Origin of the sequence: Bradyrhizobium sp. 4 (genome assembly GCF_023100905.1) — a bacterium.
Taxonomy (GTDB): domain Bacteria; phylum Pseudomonadota; class Alphaproteobacteria; order Rhizobiales; family Xanthobacteraceae; genus Bradyrhizobium.
On sequence record NZ_CP064686.1, the window covers coordinates 2,371,263 to 2,393,804 of the forward strand.

At 64.2% G+C, this 22,542-nt stretch carries 19 protein-coding genes; 7 read left to right on the forward strand and 12 right to left on the reverse strand.

Annotated features, from left to right (window positions below):
* Positions 1-6: 6 nt before the first annotated feature.
* The gene (locus IVB45_RS10870; RefSeq protein WP_247360007.1) at positions 7-753 is read left to right on the forward strand and encodes a hypothetical protein; all 747 of its coding nucleotides are present in this window, start codon (positions 7-9) and stop codon (positions 751-753) included.
* Here IVB45_RS10870 and IVB45_RS10875 read toward each other — a convergent pair.
* The 12 genes from IVB45_RS10875 to IVB45_RS10930 all read right to left on the reverse strand — a co-directional run bounded on the left by IVB45_RS10875 (position 750) and on the right by IVB45_RS10930 (position 14,504).
* Positions 750-1,637, reverse strand: a complete 888-nt coding sequence (locus tag IVB45_RS10875; protein ID WP_247360006.1) for an ABC transporter permease — start codon at positions 1,635-1,637, stop codon at positions 750-752. The genes IVB45_RS10870 and IVB45_RS10875 overlap by 4 nt on opposite strands.
* Positions 1,638-1,641: 4 nt before the next feature.
* Positions 1,642-2,583: an ABC transporter permease gene (locus tag IVB45_RS10880; RefSeq protein WP_247360005.1), complete on the reverse strand. Its 942-nt coding sequence runs from the start codon at positions 2,581-2,583 to the stop codon at positions 1,642-1,644.
* A gap of 31 nt (positions 2,584-2,614) precedes the next feature.
* A complete protein-coding gene (locus IVB45_RS10885) occupies positions 2,615-4,138 on the reverse strand; it encodes an ABC transporter substrate-binding protein (protein ID WP_247360004.1) in 1,524 nt (507 codons plus the stop codon).
* A 23-nt stretch (positions 4,139-4,161) separates the two neighbouring features.
* Positions 4,162-5,262 carry a dipeptide ABC transporter ATP-binding protein gene (locus IVB45_RS10890; protein ID WP_247360003.1) on the reverse strand — a complete coding sequence of 367 codons (1,101 nt, stop codon included), beginning with the start codon at positions 5,260-5,262 and terminating at the stop codon, positions 4,162-4,164.
* Positions 5,262-6,251: an ABC transporter ATP-binding protein gene (locus tag IVB45_RS10895; RefSeq protein ID WP_247360002.1), complete on the reverse strand. Its 990-nt coding sequence runs from the start codon at positions 6,249-6,251 to the stop codon at positions 5,262-5,264. The genes IVB45_RS10890 and IVB45_RS10895 overlap by 1 nt, the downstream gene beginning before the upstream one ends.
* On the reverse strand, positions 6,248-6,958 hold the full coding sequence (locus tag IVB45_RS10900) for a DUF1028 domain-containing protein (RefSeq protein WP_247360001.1): 711 nt from the start codon (positions 6,956-6,958) through the stop codon (positions 6,248-6,250). The genes IVB45_RS10895 and IVB45_RS10900 overlap by 4 nt, the downstream gene beginning before the upstream one ends.
* A 9-nt stretch (positions 6,959-6,967) precedes the next feature.
* Entirely contained in the window at positions 6,968-8,773 is a 1,806-nt protein-coding gene (locus IVB45_RS10905; protein WP_247360000.1) for a gamma-glutamyltransferase family protein, read from the reverse strand.
* Positions 8,774-8,854: 81 nt separating this feature from the next.
* Positions 8,855-9,844 (reverse strand): oligopeptide/dipeptide ABC transporter ATP-binding protein, encoded by a 990-nt coding sequence (locus tag IVB45_RS10910; RefSeq protein ID WP_027568893.1) that lies wholly within the window; start codon positions 9,842-9,844, stop codon positions 8,855-8,857.
* A complete protein-coding gene (locus IVB45_RS10915; RefSeq protein WP_027568894.1) occupies positions 9,841-10,827 on the reverse strand; it encodes an ABC transporter ATP-binding protein in 987 nt (328 codons plus the stop codon). The genes IVB45_RS10910 and IVB45_RS10915 overlap by 4 nt, the downstream gene beginning before the upstream one ends.
* Before the next feature lie 13 nt (positions 10,828-10,840).
* Entirely contained in the window at positions 10,841-11,809 is a 969-nt protein-coding gene (locus IVB45_RS10920; RefSeq protein WP_106942637.1) for an ABC transporter permease, read from the reverse strand.
* Positions 11,810-12,790, reverse strand: coding sequence for an ABC transporter permease (locus IVB45_RS10925; protein ID WP_027568896.1), 981 nt, complete (start codon positions 12,788-12,790; stop codon positions 11,810-11,812). It abuts the gene before it with no gap.
* Positions 12,791-12,905: 115 nt separating this feature from the next.
* Entirely contained in the window at positions 12,906-14,504 is a 1,599-nt protein-coding gene (locus IVB45_RS10930) for an ABC transporter substrate-binding protein (protein ID WP_247288557.1), read from the reverse strand.
* Between the two features lie 305 nt (positions 14,505-14,809).
* Between IVB45_RS10930 and IVB45_RS10935 the strand changes: the two genes are divergently transcribed.
* The 6 genes from IVB45_RS10935 (at position 14,810) to IVB45_RS10960 (ending at position 22,536) form a co-directional block, all read left to right on the forward strand.
* Positions 14,810-15,067, forward strand: a complete 258-nt coding sequence (locus tag IVB45_RS10935; protein ID WP_007593837.1) for a DUF6489 family protein — start codon at positions 14,810-14,812, stop codon at positions 15,065-15,067.
* Complete coding sequence (locus IVB45_RS10940) at positions 15,067-15,867, forward strand: alpha/beta hydrolase (RefSeq protein WP_247359999.1); 801 nt, start codon at positions 15,067-15,069, stop codon at positions 15,865-15,867. Before IVB45_RS10935 ends, IVB45_RS10940 begins: the two co-directional genes overlap by 1 nt.
* A 46-nt stretch (positions 15,868-15,913) precedes the next feature.
* A complete protein-coding gene (locus IVB45_RS10945; RefSeq protein ID WP_027568899.1) occupies positions 15,914-17,464 on the forward strand; it encodes a wax ester/triacylglycerol synthase family O-acyltransferase in 1,551 nt (516 codons plus the stop codon).
* 10 nt (positions 17,465-17,474) lie between these two features.
* Positions 17,475-18,470, forward strand: a complete 996-nt coding sequence (locus IVB45_RS10950) for an alpha/beta hydrolase (RefSeq protein ID WP_247359998.1) — start codon at positions 17,475-17,477, stop codon at positions 18,468-18,470.
* Between the two features lie 130 nt (positions 18,471-18,600).
* Complete coding sequence (locus IVB45_RS10955) at positions 18,601-21,831, forward strand: cytochrome P450 (protein ID WP_247359997.1); 3,231 nt, start codon at positions 18,601-18,603, stop codon at positions 21,829-21,831.
* Between the two features lie 30 nt (positions 21,832-21,861).
* On the forward strand, positions 21,862-22,536 hold the full coding sequence (locus IVB45_RS10960; protein WP_027568902.1) for a spermidine synthase: 675 nt from the start codon (positions 21,862-21,864) through the stop codon (positions 22,534-22,536).
* Positions 22,537-22,542: the final 6 nt, after the last annotated feature.

The following is a 22,542-nucleotide window of genomic DNA, read 5'->3' on the forward strand; positions in this document are numbered from 1 at the left end:
TCCGACATGATTGGTGAATTCTCCGCCGGCAACTACCGTTTCATTCCGTCAGTATTCCAATATTCGGCCGGTGCGGCCGCGGACGATGGCTACGAGATCGAGCGCGTCCGCTTCGACCGGCTGGTGCCGCTCGCGGAAGGGTTTGCGCTTGCCGCGAAGTATATTCGGGAGGCGGGGCGGCCGCTGACGGCGTTCTGCGCCTGCGAACTGCGCTCGCCCGCGGCCTTCAGCGAGGAAGGCTTTCGCGCGTTCAACCTGCACTATGTAAAGACGCTGTCCGAATGGGGCATCTTCGACGGCAGCACCAATCCGGTGGCGCGCAGCAATGTCTGTCCCGAGGTCGATCCGCCGGCCGAGCCGTCGTTCTATGCGTTCTCCTTCACGCGGCCGACTAGCTCGAAGACGCCGAGCTTCGTGATATCAGGCGGCGCCGAGGCGCGCGAGGGCGGTGGGACCTATGTCGAGCGCACCGTGCGCTACCGCGACCTCAGCCCGGAGGGCCTTCGGGAGAAGGTGCGCTTCACGACGACGTCCCAGATGGAGAACAGGATGACGGCCTTCGGCTTCGGCTGGAAGGACACGACCGGCGTGCAGGCCTATTCCGTGCACGATTTCCACCACGCGCTGGTCGACGAGCTCGTCCGCCGCGGGGCGTTGCGGTCCGGCCTGACTTGGCACTATGCCCGGCCGCCGGTGGTCGATCTCGAATACGAGATGGATTGCCGCCGCGTGATGCGCGAGACCGTGATCTAGCGCTGGCGCGGATCGAGCGCGTCGCGCAGGCCGTCGCCGAGCAGGTTCAGCGACAGCACCACGAGGAAGATCGCTAGCCCCGGCCAGATCGCCATCCAGGGCGCCTGGGTCAGGAAGCGCTGCGCTGCGTTGAGCATGCTGCCCCAGGATGGCGCCGGCGGCTGCTGGCCGAGACCCAGGAAGGACAGCGCGGCTTCGGCGATGATGGCAGCCGCAATCGACAGCGTCGCCTGCACCAGCAGCGCCGGCAGGATGTTCGGCAGGATGTGCGAGAACGCGATCCGCCACGGCGGATTGCCGAGTGCGCGCGCCGCCTCGACATAGTCCTCAGCCTTGACGTTCAACACCTGGCCGCGGGTCAGGCGGATGAAGATCGGGGTTGCCGAGATGCCGATCGCGATCATGGCGTTGCCGAGGCTCGGACCGAGGAATGCGGCGAGCGCGATCGCCAGGATCAGGAATGGGCAGGCCAGCATCGCGTCGGTCATCCGGCTGATCAGCGCATCGACGAAGCCGCCGCGATAGCCGGCGAGCAGGCCAAGCGGAACGCCGACGCCCAGCGCGATCGCGACCGAGATGAGGCCCGCGAGCAGCGACGCGCGGGCGCCGTAGACGACGCGGCTCAGGATGTCGCGACCGAGCTCGTCGGTGCCGAACCAGTGCGCCGCAGTGGGCGGCTTGCGGACCAGGCTCCAGCTCGTCGCGATGGGATCGTAGGGCACGACGAACGGCGCGAGCAGCGCGATCCCAACGAACAACGTGATCATCACAAGTCCGAACACTGCGGCCTTGCGTTTGAACAAGCGGCGCCGGGCGCGACGCGCCGGGCTGTCCAGCTCGTCAGCCTGCGCGATGGGAGCGGCGGGCAGGGCGGCATCGGTCATGAGTCTAGCCCCGCAGCCGCGGATTGACGAGGATGTAGGCGACATCGGCAACCAGGTTCAGCGCGATGTAGACCGTCGCCGTCACCAGCACGACGCCCTGTACGACGGCGTAGTCGCGGTTGAACACGGCATCCACGATCAGTTTGCCGAAGCCGGGAATGGAGAAGATCTGCTCGGTCAGAACTGCCCCCGACAACAGCGTGCCGAGCTCGAGCGCGCCGAGCGTGATGATCGGCGTGAGTGCGTTACGCATGGCGTGCTTGAGGATGACCGAGCGCTCTGACAATCCCTTGGCGCGCGCGGTGCGGACGTAGTCGCTTTCCAGCACCTGGAGCATGGCGCTCCGGGTGTGCCGCATCAGGACTGCGGAAATCGCGTTGCCGAGCACGAAGGCCGGCATGATGGTGGCGGCGAGGCTCGCACGCCAGTTCTCGGTCAGCGGCACGTAGCCGGACGCCGGCAGCCAGCCGAGTTCGATCGAGAACAGGAAGATGAGCATGATGCCGAGCCAGAAATTTGGCGTCGAGATGCCCCACAGCGCGAACAAATTGGCGCAATAGTCCCAAACGGTGCCCTTCTTCACGGCGGAGACAATGCCGGCGGGAATTCCGATCAGGAGAGCGATCAACATCGCCATCGAGCCGAGCTGGAGCGTCACCGGCAGCTTCTGCGCGATCAGCTCGCGCACCGGCATCTTGTTGCGTAGCGACTCTCCGAAATTGCCGATCAGGACTCCCTTGAGCCAGTAGACGTACTGCACGGGAATCGGCTGATCGAGCCGGTATTGCTGGCGAATCTGCTCGATCACGGCGGGATCGCGCTCCTCGCCTGCCATCACCAGCGCCGGATCACCCGGCAACAATTGCTGGAGCGAGAAGATCAGTACCGACACGAAGAACAGTGTCGGAACGATCTGCACAATGCGGCGGGCGAGGAAGTTCAGCATAGTCGCACGCCTGTTCCGGACGATGTCGCCGTCACTTAAACTTAAGCCCGACCACGCGCACGAGGCCATCTGGCATCTGCTTATAGCCCTGGAGCTTGGTCGTATGCGCGATCAGGAGCGTGCGGTGATAGATGTATATGATCGGCAGGTCGTCGAGCAGGATCTTGTTCAGCTTGGCGTAGATCGCCTTGCGCTCCTCGACGTTGGACGTCGCCCTTCCTTCTTCCAGCAGCTTATCGGCCTCCGGATTCGAATAGACGCCATCGTTCTGCGGTGCCTTGCTGCGCATGAAGATGTAGGAGTTGCCGTCTGGGTCGATGCGGCCGCTCCAGTTGATCTGGAAGATCTGGAACTCGCCGGCCTGGGCCTGCTTGAAGGTGGTCGCGAATTCGACCGCGCGGATCTTGATGTCGAAGCCCGCTTCCGCGGCCATCGACTGGATCACCTGGGCAACCGCTTCGTTCTCCGCGCCTTTGGGAATCATGTAATCGACGGTCACCGGCGAAGTGATTCCGGCTTCCTTCAGAAGCGCCTTGGCCTTCGCGATGTCGCGGCCACGAACCGGAAATGCCTTCTGGTAGTAGGGATGGGTAGGGCTGACCCATTGATTGCCCGGGGTGAATTCGCCGTTGAACACGACCTGGTTGAGAGCCTCGCGATCGATCGACAGATCGAGCGCCTGCCGGACTTTCGCCGATTGGCTCAGCGGCCCCTTGCTCTTGTCGTTGCCGATATTGACCGTGAGGCCGAGATAGCCGAGTTCCGGTGCCGTCGACAGCACGAGCCGCGAATCGGCGCGGACGTCCTTGATGTCGGTCGCGAGCACGCGCTCGATCAGATCGAGTCCGCCGGACTTCAGGTTGGCAAGGCGCACCGTGGCATCGACGATTGGCAGGAATACCACCCGGTCGATATGGATGTTGTCCTTGTTCCAGTAGTCGGCGAATCTCTCGAACACCATGCGGTCCTGCTGCACGCGCTCGACGAATTTGTAGGGACCGGCGCAGACCGGATGCAGGCCGAACTTGTCGCCGGCTTCCTTGGCGGCCTTCGGCGACACCATCATGCCGGAGCGGTCGGTCAGCTGGGCGATCAACGGGGAGTAAGGCGTCTTGAGCACCAGCTTGATGGTCAGGGGATCGACGACCTCGACATGGTCGACGCTGGCGAGCTCGGACTTCCGGAACGAGGTCGGCAACGTCATGTGACGCTCGATCGAGAACTTTGCCGCTTCCGCGTCGAGCGGTTCGCCATCGTGGAATTTCACGTTAGGCCGCAGCTTGATGATCATCTCCTTGCCGTCGGCCGACGTCTCATGGGACAGCGCGAGCTGCGGCACGATGTTGAGCTTCTCGTCGATGTCGAACAGCTTGTCGCAGAAGGCGGAGAACACGATGCGGCCGACATAGGTGCGGCCGATGCTGGGATCGAGGATGTCAGGATCCTCGGCGATGCCGATGCGAAGCGTGGTCTGGGCTTGGGCCTGGGTTTGGGCCGCGCTCACGAGCGACGTCAGCAATGCCGACGCCAGGAGTGCCAAACGCATAGGACTCATCGCTCTCAACCTCTGTTTTGCGGCTATGCCGGGTTCGTCACCAATGAACTAACCCCGCTGCCGCGGACTGCTTCCGGGCCGCCGCTGAAGGCGGCGACCAATTTTTCGAGAACCGGGGAGAAGCCGCCGTCCGTTGGGACTATCGCCTCGGACGACGGCAACTCCGACGTACGGTGGCATGCCGTTGCATGTCCGATGCCATCCGGCACGAGCTGAGGCATTTCGCTGCGGCAACGGTCGACCACGTAGGGGCAGCGGGTGTGGAAGCGGCATCCCGGCGGCGGATTGAGCGCGCTGGGGATCTCTCCCTGCAGCACAATCCGGCTGCGCTTTGCCCGCGGTTTAGGCACCGGGATCGCGGATAGCAGGGCCCGGCTATAGGGATGGCGGGGTGCGGCAAACAGCGCGTCCGCCGCCGCCGTCTCGACGATCTGGCCGAGATTCATCACCGCCACGTGGTCGGCGATGTGCTTGACCACCGCGAGGTCGTGCGAGACGAAAATGTAGGCCAGCCCAAGCCGGTCCTGGAGCTCGCGCAGCAGATTGAGGATCTGCGAGCGGATCGAGACGTCGAGCGCCGAGACCGGCTCATCGCAGATGATCAGTTTCGGCTCGACCGCGAGCGCGCGGGCGATGGCGATGCGCTGGCGCTGGCCGCCGGAAAACTCGTGCGGGTAACGCCGCGCCAGCCGCGGCTCCAGTCCGACCAGCCGCAAGATCTCCTCGACGCGTTCGCGCCGCCGGGCGGGCGGCACCAGGTTGTGCAGCGCCAGCGGCTCGGTCAGGATCTGGCCGACGGTCATGCGCGGATTGAGCGAGGCGTAGGGATCCTGGAAGATGATCTGCGCCTCGCGGCGAAAGGCGCGCAGCGCGCCGGCGTCGAGCGAGAGCAGATCGCGGCCTTCGAACCGGATCGTGCCTGCATCCGGCTCGATCAGCCGCAGCACCAGGCGGCTGACGGTGGATTTGCCGCAGCCGGATTCGCCGACCAGCGCCAGCGTCCTACCGGCATCGAGCGAGAAGGAAACGCCATCGACGGCTTTGACATGCGCCAGCGCGCGGCCGAACAGCGAACGCTCGGCGACGAAATGCTTGACCAGGCCATCGACCTCGAGCAGCGCCATCACGACACCAGACGTTCGAGCGGCGCGCGGATGCAGCGCGAGAGGTGGCCGGGACTGACCTCGACGAGCGGCGGCGGCGCCTTGGTGCAGGCAGCCAGCACGAAGGGGCAGCGCGCGGCGAAGCGACAGCCGGCGGGCGGCTGCGCCATGTTCGGAACCATGCCTTCGATCGTGGCAAGCTGTTCGGCGCGATGGTCGAGCCGCGGGATCGAGCCGAGCAGGCCGACGGTGTAGGGATGTTGCGGCGCCGAGAACAGCTCGTCCACCGCCGCGCGCTCGACGATCTCGCCGGCATACATCACCGCGACCTCGTCGCAGACTTCCGCGACGACGCCGAGATCATGGGTGATCAGGATAATGGCGGCGCCGCTCGCCGCCTTCAACTCGCGCATCAGCTCCAGGATCTGCGCCTGCAGGGTGACATCGAGGGCGGTGGTCGGCTCGTCCGCGATCAGCAGCCGCGGGTCGCAGGCAAGCGCCATCGCGATCATGACGCGCTGGCGCATCCCGCCCGAGAGCTTGTGCGGATATTCGTCGATCCGCCGCTCGGGCGAGGGGATGTGGACGCGACGCAACAGATCGATCGCCCGCTCGCGCGCACTCCTCCGCGAACCGCCGCGGTGGCGCAAAATCGTCTCGACGATCTGGTCGCCGATCGTGAAGCTCGGATTGAGCGAGGTCATCGGCTCCTGAAAGATCATCGCGAGCCGGTTGCCGCGAAGGTCGCGCAGCGTCTGGTCCGACGTCTTAAGGAGGTCGAAACCGTCGAAGCGGATCGCGCCGGAGATCTCCGCGCTCTGCTTCGGCAGCAGGCCCATGATCGCCAGCGACGTCACGCTCTTGCCGCAGCCGGATTCGCCGACGAGGCCCAGCGTCGCGCCATTGGCGACGCTGAGATCGACGCCGTCGACCGCATGGGTAACGCGGCCGTCGTCGCCGTGAAAACGAATGTGCAGATCGCTGATCTCGATGAGGGGGCTCGGGTTCATGAGCGTTTTGCGCGCGCTGCGGCAATGCTGGCGTCGATGACGCTGCGATCGGTGTTGCCGGCCGGGTTCTGCCGCGTCGGCATGGAGGCGCGGAAGTGGACCCAGAGCTCGTGGCTGACCCGTTCGAGCCGCTCGAGCTCACCGAGCGGATCGGGATGATCGTCGGCGCGCAGGTCCAATGCCGGCCATTCCTCCTCGCCGTGGATCAGGAGCGCGGCGGACTGCTTGCCGCGCTTGTCGCCGCCAGCGGCTTCACCCGCGCGCATCGCGGCGAGCAGGCGGCGCGGAAACGGCAGGCTGTCATTGGCGATATAGGTTTTTGCGGTCTCGTCGAGCACATCGGCGCCCGCGAGCATGTTGCCGGCGATCGAGAAGCCGCTGCCCGCGATGTGCCCGCACCAATCGACGCAGTTGCGCCCGGTATGCGCGGCAATCGCGCCACTGGCGTCCATGATGTGGATCTGGCGGCTTTCGCGGCCGTCGTCGGTCGCGAGCACGGCGGCCAGCGCGTCGTGCGCGTTGAGACCCTGACGCAGCAGCTTGACGCCGTCGATCCCGTAATAAGGATTGACGAAGGCCTGCGTCGCGATGGCGCCAAGGCCCGCAGCGATGTAAGGCACTCGCGCGCCGACGGCGAAGAAGCGCGTGGCAACGGCGATGCCAAACTGGCCGGTAGCAGAATCGCGCGCGATGATCGACCAGGTCATGTGCTGCCTTTAGCGCCCTGCGGCGTAGCCCTGCATGCCGCGTGGATTGGCGGCGGCGCGGCGACGCGGACCGACGCGCGAGGCCGCGGTGAGACGGCCTTCCGACCAGTCCGGTCCGACCTCGACGATATGTCCGCGTTCGCGAAGATTTTCGATCGTCGCCTTCGGCACGCGGTTCTCGACCACGAGCACGCCGGGGCGCGCGGTGCGGGGCCAGAACGAGATCGGGAAATGCTCGGAGTGCCAGGCCGGGGCGTCGATCGCTTCCTGGAGATTGAGGTTGCAATGGACGTGCCGCAGGAAGAACTGCGTGATCCACTGATCCTGCTGGTCGCCGCCGGGCGAGCCCCAGGCGAGATAAGGCTCGCCGTCGCGCAATGCCATGGTGGGGGACAGCGTGGTGCGCGGCCGCTTGCCGGGCGCGAGCGAACTCGGTTGGTTCTCCTCCAGATCGAACATCTGCGCGCGGCTGCCGAGGCAGAAGCCGAGCTCGGGAATGATCGGCGATGATTGCAGCCAGCCGCCGGACGGCGTCGACGACACCATGTTGCCGGCCTTGTCGATGATGTCGAAATGCACGGTGTCGCCGCGCACCTCGCCGAAGCGGCCCACCGTCGGTTCACCGGCGCCGAGCGCGCCGACAGCCTCGCGCTGGCCCTCGGCGCGGCGCAGCTTGACCACGCCGCCAAAGCCCTCGATCGCACCGGGCCGGAGATCGAGCGAGGCGTTGTCGGTGACGAGCTTGCGGCGCTCGTTGTTGTAGGCATCCGACAGCAGCGTTCCGATCGGGATCTCGCTGAACTCGGGATCGCCGTAGAATTTCTCGCGGTCGGCGAAGGCGAGCTTGGCGCATTCGATCTGGAGATGGATGAATTCCGGCCCGGTCGGGTCCAGCCCATCGAGCGCAAAGCCCTTCAGCAGCGCGAGCTGCTGCAGCGTCACCGGACCCTGGCTCCAGACCCCGGCCTTGCAGACAGTGTAGCGGCCATAATCGTAGGTGAGCGGGGCCTCGACCTTCGGCTGCCAGCGCGCCATGTCATCGGCGGTCAGCACACCGCGATGTGGCGAGCCGCTGACGTCCATCACGTCCTGCGTCCGGCAGAATTTGTCGATGGCTTCCGCGACGAAACCCTGCGACCACGCCTTGCGTGCGCGCTCGATCTCGGCGTCGCGGCCGCCGCCGCCACTTTCGGCTTCGCTCAGGATTCGCGCATAGGTCGCCGCAAGTGTCTTGTTGGTGAAGAGCGTGCCGGGCTTTGGCACTTCGCCGTTCGGGAGATAGACGGCGGCTGACGTCGGCCAGTGCTTGCGGAATAATTGCTCGACAGTCTGGATCGTGGCGCAGGCGCGCTCGACCAGCGGATAGCCGTCGCGCGCATAGGAGATCGCGGGCTCCAGCACGTCGCGCACGCGCATCGTGCCGTAGTCACGCAGCAGCATCATCCAGGATTCGAAGGTGCCGGGGACGCAGGCTGCGAGCAGGCCGGTGCCGGGCACCATGTCGAGGCCTTCGCTCTTGTAATGCGCGATGGTGGCGCGAGCCGGTGCCGGACCCTGACCGCAGATCACCTCGGTGCGGCCGCGCTTCACGTCGTGCACGATGATCGGAACGTCGCCGCCGGGGCCGTTCAGATGCGGCTCGACCACCTGGAGCGTGAAAGCGGTGGCGACGCCGGCGTCGAACGCGTTGCCGCCCTTTTCCAGGATGGCCATGCCGATGGCGGTCGCGATCCAGTGCGTGGTCGCGACGACCCCGAAGGTGCCTTCGATCTCGGGGCGTGTCGTGAAGGGATCGGGATTGACGATGCTGGCCATGGACTACCTCATTTGCGGCGCGCGCAATTGATCACAGGGCCAGGCCGCCGCCAAATGCGCAGGCTGCATGGCACGCGCGCGTCACGCCGGCACCGGCGCGGTGTTGACCGCATGGCAGGCGACGCCGTCGACCAATTCAGGTGCTTTCTTGCGGCAGAGATCGAACGCCAGCGGGCAGCGCGGATTGAAGGCGCACCCGGGCGGCGGATTGATCGGGTTCGGGATCTCGCCCTTCACGGGAATGCGCTGGCGGCCGCTCATGGCGAGATCGGGCACGGCGCCGAGCAGCATCTTGGTGTAGGGCATGCGAGGACGAGCAAACAGCTCACGTCCTTCCGCGATCTCGACGATGCGGCCGAGATACATCACGCCGACGCGGCTCGCCATGTGGCGAACGACGGCGAGGTTGTGGCTGATGAACATGTAGGTCAGGCCGAACTTGTCCTGGAGGTCGCGCATCAGGTTCAGGATCTGCGCTTGCACGGAGACGTCAAGCGCGGAGGTTGGCTCGTCGCAGACAATGAACTCCGCGTCGGAGGCGAGCGCGCGAGCGATCGCGATCCGCTGGCGCTGGCCGCCCGAGAATTCGTGCGGAAATTTCAACCTGTCGTCGGGATGCAGGCCGACAAGGCTGAGCAACTCGCCGACCCGGGCCTGGATGTCGCGCTCGCCCTCGATCAGGTCGAACGCGCGGATCGGCTCGGAGATGATGGCGTCGACCCGGAAGCGTGGGTTCAGGCTCGCATAGGGATCCTGAAAGATCATCTGGATGCGGCGGCGCAGTTTCCGCCGCGCCTGGGCCTGCCGCGGATCGGTCATCGAGATGCCGTCGATCAAGACGTTGCCGGAGCTTGGCGGCAGCAAGCCGACGACCATCCGCGCCACCGTGGTCTTGCCCGAGCCGGATTCGCCGACCAGTGCAAAGGTCTCGCCCTTCCTGATGTCGAAGGTGACGCCATCGACGGCCTTGAGATATTCGAGCTGCCCGCCTTCAAGCATGCGGTTGAGCCAGGGTTTCGAGACGTCGAAGACGCGGCGCAGATTCGTGGCCTGGACGAAGGGAGTGCTCATGCCGCGCTCTCCGCCGGCACGCTGTCATAGAGATGGCAGGCGACCGATTGCGCGCCCCGTGGCAGCGGCTCCGGCCGCTCGACACGGCAGCGATCGAACGCCAACGCGCAGCGCGGATTGAACGAGCACCCGCGCGGAATCGCCGACAATCGCGGCATCGAGCCGGGAATTTGCACCAGGCGCTTGTCGTCGCCCGCGAGCGTCGGGATCGCGCCCATCAAGCCCTTGGCGTAAGGATGCAGCGCGTTCTGCACGACATCCTGCACCGGACCGATCTCGGCAACGCGGCCGGCATACATCACCGCGACCCGGTCGGAGGTCTCGGCGATCACACCCATGTCGTGGGTCACCAGCATCACCGCAGTGCCGTGGTCGCGGCCGAGACGCTTGATGAGCGAGATGATTTGCGCCTGCACGGAAACGTCGAGCGCGGTGGTCGGCTCGTCGGCGATGATCAGCTCCGGTTCGGCGCAGATCGCGAGCGCAATCACCACGCGCTGGCGCATGCCGCCGGAGAATTCATGCGGATAACCGTCGATGCGCTTTTCCGGAGCCGGGATCCCGACTTCGGCGAGCAGGTCGATGGCGCGGCGACGGGCGGCGGTCTCGGACAGGTTCAGATGCGTTCTGATCGTCTCGATGAGCTGGTCGCCGATCTTGTACAGCGGATTGAGCGAGGTGAGGGGGTCCTGGAAGATCATGCCGATACGTTTTCCACGCACGCGGCGCATCTCTTCCGGCGGCAGATTGTCGATGCGCAGGCCGGAGAGGCGGATCTCGCCGCCCGAGATGCGGCCCGGCGAATCGATCAGGCCAATGACCGCGAGTCCGGTGACCGATTTACCGGCGCCGGATTCGCCGACAACGCCGAGCACCTCGCCTTTGGCGATGTCGAAGGAGACATTATCGATCGCGCGCAGCGTGCCCCGGCGGGAGGCGAACTCGACCTGAAGATTACGAACGGAGAGAACGGGCTCGGTCATGAACGCTGCATACTCATCGGAGTTTCGGGTTAAGCGCATCGCGCAGCCAGTCGCCGAGCAGATTGATCGACAGGATCAGCGCCGCGAGTGCGATTCCAGGGAAGGCGACGATCCACCATTCGCCCGCGAACAGATAGTTGTTGCCGATGCGGATCAGCGTGCCCAGCGATGGCATGGTCTCGGGCATCCCCGAGCCGAGGAACGACAGCGTCGCTTCGGTGATGATAGCGAGCGCGAGATTGATGGTGGCGATGACGAGAATCGGCCCCATCGTGTTCGGCAGCACGTGGCGCAACATGATCACCGGGGCGGGCAGGCCAATGAGCTGGGCGGCGGCGACATAGTCCTTGTTCTTCTCGACCATGACGGAGCCGCGCACGGTGCGGGCATATTGCACCCAGAAGCTCAACCCGATCGCGAAGACCAGGACAGCCAGCATGCTCATCTCGTCGAGCTTGTTGCCGAAAACCGATTTGGCGATGCCGTTGATCAGCAGCGCGATCAGGATCGCCGGGAATGAAAGCTGCACGTCGGCGATGCGCATGATCAGCCCGTCGACGGCACCGCCGAAATAACCGGCCGTCAGCCCGAGCAGGATGCCGATCGCGCCGGAGAAGACGACGCCGAGCACGCCAACGAGAAGCGAGATGCGCATGCCGTAAAGAATCGCGGACAATACGTCCCGGCCTTGTTCGTCGGTGCCGAGCAGGAACGGGCTCTGGCCGTCTGAGGTCCATAATGGCGAGATGCGCGAGTTCATCAGCTGGAGCTGCGCCGGGTCGAAGGGATTTTGGACCGATAGCACCGAGGCGAGGATCGCGAGCAGGAAGAACAGCAGCGTCACCGCCGCTGCGACCATGGTGATTTTGGAGCGGCGAAATGAATAGAACAGGTCGCTGTCGAGCGCGCGTTTAAACCAACCCGGCGCGTCGGCGCGCGGGCCGCGTTCTTCGACCTTGTGCGGGACGACGGCTTCGCTCATTCAATGTGCCCGGCTGATCGTCGAGCGCAGCCGCGGATCGACGATGGTGTAGAGGATATCAACCACGAGATTGATGGTGACGAAGATCAGGGACACCATCATCAGATAGGCGGCCATGATCGGGATATCGACATTCTGCACGGCCTGCACGAACAGCAACCCCATGCCGGGCCACTGGAACACGGTCTCGGTGATGATCGCAAATGCAATTACCGAGCCAAATTGCAGGCCGGCCACCGTGATGACCGGGATCATCGTGTTGCGCAGCGCATGACCGTAATGGATGGCGCGGGTGGTGAGGCCGCGGGCACGGGCGAAGCGGATGTAGTCGGTGCGCATGACTTCGAGCATCTCGGTGCGGACCAGTCGCATGATCAGCGTCATCTGGAACAAACCCAGCGTGATCGAGGGCATGATCAGCGCCTTCAGTCCTGACAGCGTCAGCAGACCCGTCGTCCACCAGCCGATATGCACGACGTCGCCGCGCCCGAACGAGGGCAGCCAACCCAGCGTCACCGAGAACAGGTAGATCATGAGAATGCCGATCAGGAAGGTCGGCAGCGAGATGCCGATCAGCGAGATAGCCTGGAACGCGTGTGTGAGCCAGCTGTCGCGGCGAAGCGCCGAATAGACGCCCATCAGGATGCCACAGAGCATCGCGAAGATGGTGGCGCAGATCGCGAGCTCCAGGGTCGCGGGCATCCGCTCCATCAGAAGATTGGAGACAGGCAGGCGGAACTGGTAGGAGACGCCGAACTTGAACTGCGCAGCGTTGCCGATATAGCGGCCGAACTGCACGATCACGGGATCATCGAGGCCGAGCGATTTGCGGATAGCGGCGCGTTCGGCGCCGGACGTGTCCATCCCAACCATCTGGTTCACGGGATCGCCGGCGAAACGAAACATCGAGAAGGAGATGATCCCGACGGCGATCATGACACCAATGGCCTGAATGGCCCGGCGCAGTGTGAAAGCGAGCATCTGTTCCTTTCACATATCTTCAGTGGCACGCATCATTGCGTTAGCCCGAAACAGCAAGTCCCGGAAGCCAGATCTTGAAAACGATGGCTTCCGGGACTTCACAACTTGTCGACGCCTACTCGTCCTGCTTGGTCGCCCAGTAGAGCATGACCATGTTGTCCGCACGCTGGGTCAACTTCACCTTCTTCGAGACGCCCCAGGCGAGCGCCTGCTGGTGCAGCGGGACGTAGGCCCAGTCCTTCATCGAGACCTCGAAGGCCTGCTTGATCAGGAGATCGCGCTTGCCCGTATCGGGTTCCACGAGAACCTTGTCGGCGAGTTCATCGAACTGCTTGTTGCAATAGCCGGCGAGATTGGCTTCGCCGCGGTTCGGATCCTTGGGATCGTCCCGGCAGCCCATGATGTCGTGCAGCACGTTGTGGGAGTCGAGGGTATCCGGGGTCCAGCCCAGCATGAACAGCGAAGTCTTGTAGCCGCCGGGCTTCAGCACCTTGGCGAAATACAGGGCCTTGGGTTGCGCCAGCAGCTCCACTTTGAGGCCGATGCGGGCGAGCATGCCGACGACCGCCTGACATATCGCGGCGTCATTGACGTAGCGATCGTTGGGGCAGTCCATCGTGACTTCGAAACCCTCGGGATAGCCGGCGTCAGCCAGGAGCTTCTTGGCGGCGTCGGGATCGAGCTTCGGCCGGGTGAAATCCTTCGAGGCAAAGATCTCTGGTGCGACCATCAATGCGGACGGCGTAGACAGTCCGCGCATGACGCGATTCTTGATCAGGTCGATGTCGATTGCCCGGTAGACGGCTTCGCGGACGCGAACGTCCTTGAATGGGTTCTTGCCCTTGACGTTGGAGTACAAGAGCTCGTCACGCGCCTGATCCATGCCGACAAAGATGGTGCGGAGTTCAGGTCCCGTCAGCACGGTGGCGTTCGGACTCGCTTTCACGCGCTCGATGTCCTGGACCGGAACGGGCTCGATCACGTCGACCTCGCCGGACAACAGCGCCGCAACACGCGTGGCGGGGTTGGCGATCGGCGTGAAGATGATCTCCTTCAGATTATGTTCCGGCTTGCGCCACCAGTTCGGATTGGCCTTGAAGACGGTCTTCACGCCCGGCTGATGGCTGTCGATCGTGAAGGCGCCGGTGCCGTTCTCATGGAGCGAGGCGTAGCTCGGGGTCGTCGCGGCGGCGGGCGTCGGTGCCACCGCATCGTTCGCCTCTGCCCATTTCTTGTCCATGATGTACCAGGTCGCCCACAGCGCCGTCAGAATGGGATTGGGCGAGGTCAGGATGAAATCGACGGTGTAATCGTCGATCTTGACCACCTTGGCATCGGCGGGAACGCGGCTCTGGAAATTCGAACCTTTCGCCCGCACGCGTTCGGCCGAGAACACCACGTCGTCCGCAGTGAACGGGTCGCCGTTGTGGAATTTGACGTCCTTGCGCAGGTGAAAGCGCCAGCGTGTCGGCTCCGGCGTCTCCCAGCTTTCGGCGAGTGCCGGGACGATCTTCAGGTCCTTGCCGCGGGCAACCAGGCCCTCATAGACATGACCGAGATGCGCACTGGTGGTCGACTCGTTCAGCGTGTACGGGTCGAGCGACTTGAGCTCACCCTGGTTGGCATAGCGCAGCGTCTGGCTCGACGCCGGCGAGACCGCCAACGCAAGCATACTGGCGAGCGTCGCCGCAAACAGACTTCGTCCGACTGACATTCTTGACCTCTCCACTCGCCCGCACCGTCATTTTTGATTGTTCGGCGGAGCTGATCGAACCATGTTGCCCAGAGTTCTCGACCCGTGCAAGCGCCATTCCAGCAAGGAACGCGCCAAGTTGCACTGCTGTGCAGCAATGCTGACCGGCATTGACAAGCCGATGGGCGAGGGCGCCAGCGTTTTTGATTGACCATATCCGCCGATCGCGGAAGCCGGAGCGCCGCGACCGGCCTCAGGTCGCTTGCGTTGCACACCGTCTCGCGGCGATACTGTGGCCGGGCGCTCGAATCTCATCTGGAGGGGACATGAAGGTTAATATCGAAATCGACTGCACCCCCCTCGAAGCCCGTCAGTTCATCGGATTGCCCGATCTGGCACCGATGCAGACGGCGGTGATGGACAAGCTGCAGCAGCAGGTCTTGAGCAACATCGACAAGGTCTCGCCGGAGTCGCTGATCCAGAGCTGGTTCACCTTCGATCCCAAGCTTGCCGAGCGGTTTCAGGACATGTTCGTCACCATGGCCGGCCTCGGCGGCACGCGCAGCGGCGACAAGAAGAAATAATGCCGCCCGGTCCGGACGGGCCGCAGACCCCAGGCCGGCTTCGTCCGCCCGGCCTTGCTTTGCTGCTCGCCGAAGCCCGAGGGTTGCTCGAACTCAACGCCAGCCTGCTGCTGTCGCCGGTCCTGATGCGGGCGCCCAAAGGCGATGGCCATCCGGTGCTGGCGCTGCCTGGCTTCCTCGCCAGCGACCTCTCGATGGCGCCGATGCGGCGCTATCTCAGCGAGCTCGGCTATGAGGCACATGCTTGGCGGATGGGCCGCAATTTCGGCGGGTTGGGACGGATGCGGGATTCATTGCGCGCCCGTCTCGCCGAAATCCATGCTGCGAGCGGACGCAAGGTCAGCCTGGTCGGCTGGAGTCTCGGCGGCGTCTATGCGCGCGATCTCGCGCTGCAGGCGCCCGACTTGGTCCGCAATGTCATCACGCTCGGCAGCCCTTTTGCCAATGACATAAGAGCGACCAATGCGACGCGGCTCTACGAAATGATGTCCGGCGAGCGTGTCGAGGATTTCGCCGAGCTGCGTGAGGCGATCGCCGGCGATCTTCCGGTGCCGGCGACGTCGATCTATTCGCGCGCCGACGGCATCGTGAACTGGCGGACCTGCCTGCTGCGTCCCTCCGACCGCGCCGAGAACATCGAGGTGCACCTGGCGAGCCATATCGGGCTTGGGGTGAATCCCGCAGCGCTATGGGCCGTGGCGGACCGCCTTGCGCAACCGGAAGGGGAGTTCTGGCCATTTGACGGGGCAGGGCCGTTTGCCATTGCATATGCCCCGCCGGAACAGGCAGTATCGGCCTGACGAGAAGCGCCGCCTAAGGCGCCAGTCAAATACTCGGGAGGGAACTATGGCTGACGGTAAGAAACTGTCGTCGCTGGATGCGTCGTTTCTCTATCTGGAAACGCCGGAAATGCCGATGCATGTCGGGAGCATGGCGATCTTTCGCCTGCCGGACGACTACAAGGGCGACTTCTTCGAAGATTTCAAGGCGATGATCGTCTCGCGCCTGCACATCGCGCCGATCCTCAAAGCGCGGCTGGAGAAGGCGCCGCTCGACATCGATCATCCCTCCTGGGTGGAGGACGACCAGTTCGACATCGACCGTCACATCTTCCGCGCCAGCCTGCCGCAGCCGCGCGACCGCGCCACGCTCGAACGCATCGTGGGCTGGATGCACGCCAAGCTCTTGAACCGTGCCCGCCCGCTCTGGGAGTTCTACGTGTTCGAGGGCATGAAGGACAATGAGGTCGGGCTTTATTCGAAGATGCATCATGCCGCCATCGACGGCGGTGCCGGTGCGGCGCTGACCAACATGATCTACGATATCTCGCCGATCCCGCGGAAGGTCGATCCGCCGACCGCGGGAGCGAAGCCCGGGCAGGAGCCGCGCGACATCGCAGCGAACCTGGTCGATTCCTACCAGCAGCTCTTCACCCAGCCGCTCGATGCATCGGCCGCCGCGAAGAACCTGCAACTGCCGCGCACCGGCAAGAGCGACATCGGCTCGATCCTGTTCGACAATGCGATGTACCAGATCGAGAGCGCGGTGCGCTTTGCCGGCAACATCCCGACCATGGTCAAGAGCGTCTCGGACGTGCTCGGCAAGATATCCGATCCAAAATCGCGCGAGAGCCTTGCCAGCATGGTGTCGCCGCCGACCATGCTCAACAAATCGATCTCGTCCGAGCGCAGCTTCGCCGGCGTCTCGATTTCGCTGTCGCGATCCAAGGCGCTGGCCAAGCAGGCCGGCGGCAAGCTCAACGACGTCGTGCTGGCGCTCGCCTCCGGCGTGGTCCGGCGCTACCTCCAGCAACACGGAACGCTGCCGGCGAAGTCCCTGACCGCTGCCGTGCCGATCTCGCTGCGTGAGGAAGGCAACACCGAAGCCAACAACCAGGTGTTCGGCATGATCTGCTCGATCGCGACCAACATCGACGATCCCAAGGCGCGCCTGGAAGCCATTATCGCGCAATCGACCAAGTCCAAGGAGATGTCGCATCCGCTGCGGGCACTGATGCCGCAGATCTCCAATATCTCGATGCTGGGCGCGCCGATCGTCGTGCAGATCATGGCGCTGCTCTACAGCCGCTCCGATTTGTCGAATGTGCTGCCGCCGGCTGCGAACATCACGGTGTCCAACGTGCCGGGGCCGCGGCAGACGCTGTACGCCGCGGGCGCGGAGCTGTTGCACATCTTCCCGGTGTCGATCTCGACACACGGACAGGCGCTCAACATCACCGTGCAGAGCTATCGCGACCAGCTCGATTTCGGCTTCATCGTCGGCGCCAACATCATTCCGCACGTGCAGGTGATGTGCGACATGCTGCCGGAAGAATTCGCCGCGCTGGAGGCGTCCTATGCTTTGCCCGCTGCGGACATCAAGGGCGCCGCTGAGTAGGAATGTTCCGATGATTGAAATGCCGCCGCTCAAGTTCGTGCAGACGAACGGAATCCGCATGGGCTACTATGAGGCGGGCCCGGTCACAGACAAGCCGCCGATGGTGCTGTGCCATGGCTGGCCCGAACTCGCATTTTCCTGGCGCCACCAAATCAAGGCGCTCAGCGAGGCCGGTATCCGCGTGATCGCGCCGGATCAGCGCGGCTACGGCGCGACCGACCGGCCCGAGCCGGTCGAGGACTACGACATGGAGCATTTGACCGGCGATCTGGTCGGGCTGCTCGATCATCTCGGGATCGACAAGGCAATCTTCGTCGGCCACGACTGGGGCGGATTCGTCGTCTGGCAGATGCCGCTGCGGCATCCTGCGCGCGTCGCCGGTGTGGTCGGCGTCAACACGCCGCATTGGGACCGCGCGCCGATCGATCCGATCGCGCTGTTCCGCCAGCGCTTCGGCGATCAGATGTACATCGTCCAGTTTCAGGATCCCGCGCGTGAGCCGGACAGGATATTCGGCAGCCGCGTCGAGCAGACGTTCGACGCGTTCATGCGCAAGCCGCTGGCGCGGCCGGCGGTGAAACCGGAGGAGCCGCCGATCGCGGGTGTCGGCGCCTCGTCAAAGACCAATCTGGCGTTCCCGCAGATGATCGCGGCCTATGATGCAAAGCACGATCCCCGGATTCCGATCCTGTCGGCCGACGAGAAGAAGGTGTTCGTCGATACGTTCACGAAAACCGGCTTCACCGGCGGCATCAACTGGTATCGCAACTTCACTCGCAATTGGGAGCACGCGAAAGGCCTGGACCATCAGGTGCACGTGCCGTCATTGATGATCATGGCCGAGAACGATGCCGTGCTGCCGCCGTCGGCGGCCGACGGCATGGAGACGCTGATATCTGATCTGGAGAAACATCTTGTGAAGGACAGCGGCCATTGGACGCAACAAGAGAAGCCGGAAGAGGTCAGCGCCAAACTGATCGAATGGCGTAGAAGGCGGTTCGGCTAGCTGATCATTGCGAACTCGTCATTGCGAGGAGCGAAGCGACGAAGCAATCTAGGCTGCCTCCGCCGACATATTTCTGGATTGCTTCGCTTCGCTCGCAACGACGACATTGAAGCAGGGGGACTACATTTCGATGTCATCCAAGAATCGTCTGGACCCGATCCCGCAGCCGCCGACCAAGCCGGTGGTCGGCAACATGCTGTCACTGGATTCGGCCGCGCCGGTGCAGCATCTGACCCGGCTTGCCAAGGAGCTGGGGCCGATCTTCTGGCTCGACATGATGGGCTCGCCGATCGTGGTCGTCTCCGGCCACGATCTCGTCGACGAGCTCTCGGACGAGAAGCGTTTCGACAAGACGGTGCGCGGTGCATTGCGGCGGGTGCGCGCAGTCGGCGGCGACGGCCTGTTCACGGCCGACACGAGGGAGCCAAACTGGAGCAAGGCGCACAACATCCTGCTCCAGCCCTTCGGCAACCGCGCCATGCAGTCCTATCACCCGAGCATGGTCGACATCGCCGAGCAGCTCGTCGGCAAATGGGAGCGGCTCAACGCTGACGACGAGATCGACGTCGTCCACGACATGACGGCGTTGACGCTGGATACGATCGGCCTGTGCGGCTTCGACTACCGCTTCAATTCGTTCTACCGGCGCGACTACCATCCTTTCGTCGAGTCGCTGGTGCGCTCGCTCGAAACCATCATGATGACGCGCGGCTTGCCGTTCGAGCAGCTCTGGATGCAGAAGCGGCGCAAGACGATGGCTGAGGACGTCGACTTCATGAACAGGATGGTCGACGAGATCATTGCGGAGCGCCGCAAGGGAGGAGAGGCGACCGACGACAAGGATATGCTTGCGGCGATGATGACGGGCGTCGATCGCTCGACCGGCGAACAGCTCGACGACGTCAACATCCGCTATCAGATCAACACGTTCCTGATCGCAGGCCACGAGACCACCAGCGGCCTGTTGTCCTGCACGCTCTATGCGCTGCTCAAGCATCCCGAGATTCTCAAGAAGGCCTATGACGAGGTCGACCGCGTCTTCGGTCCCGACGTCAATGTACGGCCGACCTATCAGCAGGTGACGCAGCTCACCTACATCACGCAGATCCTGAAGGAGGCCCTGCGGCTATGGCCGCCAGCGCCGGCCTATGGCATCTCGCCGCTGAACGACGAGACCATCGGCGGCGGCAAGTACAAGCTCAGGAAGGGTACGTTCACCACCATCCTGGTGACCGCGCTGCATCGTGATCCATCGGTCTGGGGTCCGAATCCGGACGCGTTCGATCCGGAGAATTTCAGCCGGGAGGCGGAAGCCAAGCGGCCGATCAATGCCTGGAAGCCGTTCGGCAACGGCCAGCGCGCCTGCATCGGCCGCGGCTTCGCCATGCACGAGGCCGCGCTCGCGCTCGGCATGATCCTCCAGCGATTCAAGCTGATCGACCACCAGCGCTACCAGATGCATCTGAAGGAAACGCTGACGATTAAGCCGGAAGGCTTCAAGATCAAGGTCCGTCCGCGCGCCGATCGCGAGCGCGGTGCCTATGGCGGACCTGTGGCGGTGTCGTCGGCGCCGAAGGCCCCGCGTCAGCCCACCGCGCGTCCCGGCCACAACACGCCGATGCTGGTGCTCTACGGCTCCAATCTCGGCACCGCCGAGGAGCTGGCGACTCGGATGGCCGATCTTGCCGAGATCAACGGCTTTGCCGTGCATCTGGGGCCGCTCGACGATTACGTCGGCAAGCTGCCAAGGGAGGGTGGCGTGCTGATCATCTGCGCTTCCTATAACGGCGCGCCGCCGGACAATGCGACGCAATTCGTCAAATGGCTCGGTGACGAGCTGCCGAAGGATGCGTTTGCCAATGTGCGTTACGCCGTGTTCGGCTGCGGCAACAGCGACTGGGCCGCGACCTACCAGTCGGTGCCGCGCTTCATCGATGAGCAGTTGTCGAAGCATGGCGCGCGCGCGGTCTATCCGCGCGGCGAAGGCGATGCGCGCAGCGATCTCGACGGCCAGTTCCAGAAATGGTTCCCGGCGGCCGCCCAGGTCGCGACCAAGGAATTCGGCATCGACTGGAATTTCACCCGTACCGCGGAGGATGATCCGCTCTACGCGATCGAGCCGGTCGCGGTGACCGCCGTCAACACCATCGTCGCCCAGGGCGGCGCGGTGGCAATGAAGGTGCTGGTCAATGACGAGCTTCAGAACAAGGCCGGTTCCAATCCGTCAGAGCGTTCGACGCGCCACATCGAGGTGCAGTTGCCGTCCAACATCAATTACCGCGTAGGCGATCATCTGAGCGTGGTCCCGCGCAACGATCCGACGCTGGTGGATTCGGTCGCCCGTCGCTTTGGCTTCCTGCCGGCCGACCAGATCAGGCTTCAGGTTGCCGAAGGCCGCCGCGCGCAATTGCCGGTCGGCGATGCCGTGTCGGTCGGCCGCCTGCTCAGCGAGTTCGTCGAGCTCCAGCAAGTGGCGACACGGAAGCAGATCCAGATCATGGCCGAGCACACGCGTTGTCCGGTCACGAAACCAAAACTGCTGGCCTTCGTCGGCGAGGAGCCCGAGCCGCTCGAGCGCTATCGCAGCGAGATTCTGGCCCGGCGGAAATCGGTGTTCGATCTGCTGCTCGAATATCCGGCCTGCGAACTGCCGTTCCACGTCTATCTGGAAATGCTCTCGCTGCTGGCGCCGCGTTATTATTCGATCTCGTCTTCGCCGTCGGTCGATCCGGTTCGTTGCAGCGTCACGGTCGGAGTGGTTGAAGGGCCGGCCGCCTCGGGCCGCGGCACCTACAAGGGTATCTGCTCGAACTATCTCGCCAATCGACGCGCGGGCGACGTGATCCATGCCACCGTGCGTGAGACCAAGGCCGGCTTCCGGCTCCCGGACGATCCATCCGTGCCGATCGTCATGATCGGCCCGGGCACGGGATTGGCGCCGTTCCGCGGCTTCCTCCAGGAACGCGCCGAGCGCAAGGTCAAGGGCGCCGCGCTCGGTCCGGCCATGCTGTTTTTCGGCTGCCGGCATCCCGATCAGGATTTTCTCTACGCGGACGAGCTGAAGGCGCTGGCGGCAAGCGGCATCACCGAGCTGTTCACGGCGTTCTCACGAGCGGAAGGCCCGAAGACCTATGTGCAGCACGTCCTCGCCGCGCAGAAAGACAAGGTCTGGCCGCTGATCGAGCAGGGCGCGATCGTCTATGTCTGTGGCGACGGCAGCAAGATGGAGCCCGACGTGAAGGCGGCGCTGGTCGCGATCCATCGCGAGAAGAGCGGCAGCGATGCCGCCACGGCTGCCCGCTGGATCGAGGAGATGGGCACGAAGAACCGGTATGTGCTGGACGTGTGGGCAGGTGGATAATCCGGCGGCCGATCGTGCTAAAGCTCTCGCATGATTCCCTGGGAAAAGATCGATACCGCCAAAATCCCCGGCTCCGATGAAGAGCTTCGCCTGATGCGGCGAGGCAAGGAGTTTTCCATCAAGCTCGGTACCAACGAGCTGATGAACAACCGCCTGTCAGGCTCGGAGGCCGCGCTCGCCACGCTCGCGGCGAAGCAGATCGAGACGGTCGCAAAACCTGTCGTCCTCATCGGCGGCCTTGGCATGGGTTTTACGCTGCGTGCGGCGCTTACCGTGCTGGGAGGCAAGGCCAAGATCGTGGTTTGCGAGCTCGTGCCGGCGGTCGTCGCCTGGGCGCGAGGCCCGATGGCGCAGGTGTTCGGTGACAGTCTCGATGACGTCAGGGTGAGAATCCGGGAAACCGACGTCGGCGAAACCATCCGAGCACAGCGGTCGGCCTTCGACGCCATTCTCCTGGATGTCGACAACGGGCCGGAAGGGCTGACCCGGAAGGGCAACGATGCGCTCTACAATGCGAGCGGGTTGAAGGCGGCGAAGACGGCGCTGCGGCCGGGAGGCGTGCTCGCGGTCTGGTCCTCGGGACCCAACCCGGCCTTCACCAAGCGGCTCGGGAGTGCCGGCTTCGACGTCAACGAAGTCAACATTCGCGCCACCGGAAGAGGCGGTGGCGCGCGTCACGTGATCTGGTTGGCCAGGAAGAGTTAGGCCGTC